The sequence below is a fragment of the Flectobacillus sp. genome (assembly GCF_049240685.1).
Taxonomy (GTDB): domain Bacteria; phylum Bacteroidota; class Bacteroidia; order Cytophagales; family Spirosomataceae; genus Flectobacillus.
On record NZ_JBMLSD010000024.1, the window covers coordinates 8,742 to 11,186 of the forward strand.

3 protein-coding genes are annotated in these 2,445 nt (G+C 36.6%); all 3 read right to left on the bottom strand.

What is annotated here, in order from left to right:
* Nucleotides 1–91: 91 nt before the first annotated feature.
* Nucleotides 92–1,201, bottom strand: coding sequence for a FecR family protein (locus ACOVQ4_RS01160; protein WP_421818836.1), 1,110 nt, complete (start codon nucleotides 1,199–1,201; stop codon nucleotides 92–94).
* 110 nt (nucleotides 1,202–1,311) lie between these two features.
* Nucleotides 1,312–1,905 carry an RNA polymerase sigma factor gene (locus ACOVQ4_RS01165; RefSeq protein WP_421818837.1) on the bottom strand — a complete coding sequence of 198 codons (594 nt, stop codon included), beginning with the start codon at nucleotides 1,903–1,905 and terminating at the stop codon, nucleotides 1,312–1,314.
* 148 nt (nucleotides 1,906–2,053) lie between these two features.
* A complete protein-coding gene (locus tag ACOVQ4_RS01170) occupies nucleotides 2,054–2,287 on the bottom strand; it encodes a hypothetical protein (protein WP_421818838.1) in 234 nt (77 codons plus the stop codon).
* Nucleotides 2,288–2,445: the final 158 nt, after the last annotated feature.

Genomic DNA, 2,445 nt, shown 5'->3' on the forward strand with positions numbered 1-2,445 from the left:
AGCAACTTTTGGGCTTTCGGCTCTCAGCTAAGGGCTCTCAGAAAAACATTTCTCAAGAATGCACAAAACTGCGCTTAAAGCCTAAAGCATCTTAATTACAAGCCTTTCCGTGAATCACGACTTTTCCTTCTTGTATTTCGTAAGTAGCCTCGATTACTGAGCAAATCAATTTTAACTTTTCTTGTAAAGGCTCGTCACCCAAGGATGCCGTGAGTTCGCAAGCTGACATTAATTGCTGGTCATAGTCAATTGTCACATGGTAAGTTGATGCTAGCATCTGAAACACATCAGACAATGGCGTATGATTAAATTCAAAACTCTGCGTTTGAATACTTGGCAACTCACGAATCATTTGTGCCGAAATATTGACTTTTTGTAAAGCTAACTTTTCTCGCAGTAAAGTAATTTGCTGATTAGGAGCCAAAGTAACTTGGGCTTTTGCTTCTATTGCTTGAGGGTTTTGAGCAGCTTTGGCTGTATAAACCCATACTTTTCCTGTTTTTACAATTACTTTTACTTGTGTGTCATTGGCAAAAGCTTTTATGGTAAAACTCGTTCCGAGCACTTTAGTTATCAATTCGTTGGCATATACCAAAAAAGGCTGTTGAGGATTTTTAGCAACTTCAAAAAATGCTTCTCCAGAAAGCACTACCGCACGAACAGAATCTTCAAACTGAGAAGGATAGCTAATCCTACTTTTGGGTTGTAAAATCACCGAACTTCCATCTGGCAAGGTAATCACCATAGGCTCTGATGATTTATTGAAAGTTTCGAGTATTTTAGGGTTGCTTACTACGGTTGCCACCGTTTGAGTATATAGTTCTGAGGGTCTATTGCCCCAATAATCGTAAGCATACCAAGTAAGTCCAACAACGGCAACAATACTGGCGGCCCAACGAATGAGTTTTGTAGGAGACCAAATTGGGCGAATGACAGACTTTGGCTGTGCACCGCCTTGATTGGCAGCGGCTACTATTTGCGCTACAGCCATATCTATTTCATAGTCAGAAATCTCTTCTTGTGCGTTTTTGAGGGTAATTACAATATTTCGAGCTTTCTCTATTACTACTGATTTTTCTGGATTGTGCCCAAGCCAGTTGTTCCAATATGCCGAAGAATCAGGCGTAGGCTTCAGTACCCATTCTCGAAAGAATGCGTCCATCGCAAAATCATTAGCTGAAAAGTTTTTGTAATCGAACATAGAATATCTTGTATTTTTCGCACTTTGCTAGTAATAGCCTTTGCTCATACTCAGATACTCACTTTGGAAGATTTTTTTTTATTTTTTTTTCTGGTAAAAGAAAAAAACAATTAAACCCTGACGTTAAAGTACAGATTATAAAGAAGATACACTGCTAATTGCCAATTTTGCTTTAGGTTATGAATAGCTCTTTGCAATAAATTAGAAACAGATTGCTTATTCATATCCATAATTTCAGCAATTTCTTCGATGCTTAGCGTTTCGTAGAATTTGAGAAAAATAACCTCTTGTTGTCGTTTTGGAAGGTTATTCAAGACGGTTCGTACTTTTTGCTCATTTTCTGCAAAAAGCTCCAATGCAATAATAGTAGATTCGATATTGGTATTTTCCGAAAAAGGTGACTCCGTATCAAAATCATCTAAAACCCATTTCTTTTCTTGGTTAAGTTTTTTGAAAAGATTATGCTTAAGTGATTTCAGAAGATAAATAGTCACAAAGGGGGACGAATGAAGATTTTCGCGTTGATCCCATAGGTATAAAAATAAATCCTGAATACAATCTTTGATCAGCTCTCTATCTTTGGTAAACTTGGTTGCATAGTTATAAAGTACACGGTAATGCTCACTAGCTAATTGCCCTAGTGCTTCACTATCGCCACTTTTAAATGCCAGCCAAAGTTGTGTATTCTTTAGATTACTATCCATAAAGTCCTCTTTACATCCCAGCGCAAAACTACCAGTAAATTGTATAATAACTGCAAATAGTGATACTTTTTTAAAGAGCTTATCCTGTTCAATCGAGCCTCTTGAATTGAGTGATTTGTAATTGAGTGATTATTTTAAAATTTGTATTCTAGCAGTAGAGACGCAATGATTGCGTCTTGAGCCGAGTTGGATAGAGCGTAGTAGCATCAAAAAAGCGGTCAGAAAAATAATTTCTGACCGCTTTTTTGATGAAATTGAGAGAATTATCTATTTCGGATTTCTGAGGTTGGATTTCGGAAGTATATAAAATAGAGGTATTTGGATTTACCCTGATTACTGGACAAAACGAGCAAGCCTTATTGAGGTGTTTGAACTTTTTCACTGAATTTTTTAAAACAGTTTCAAACTGTTAAAAAAATGAGTCCAAGACTAAGTCTTGAACTAGTAAATCCAATTTTGTCTAGTAATCAGATAATTCAGCATTAATCCGACTCAGGGCTTACTTCACTGCCAAAACTCCTGTTTTGTATATTTTTTCAA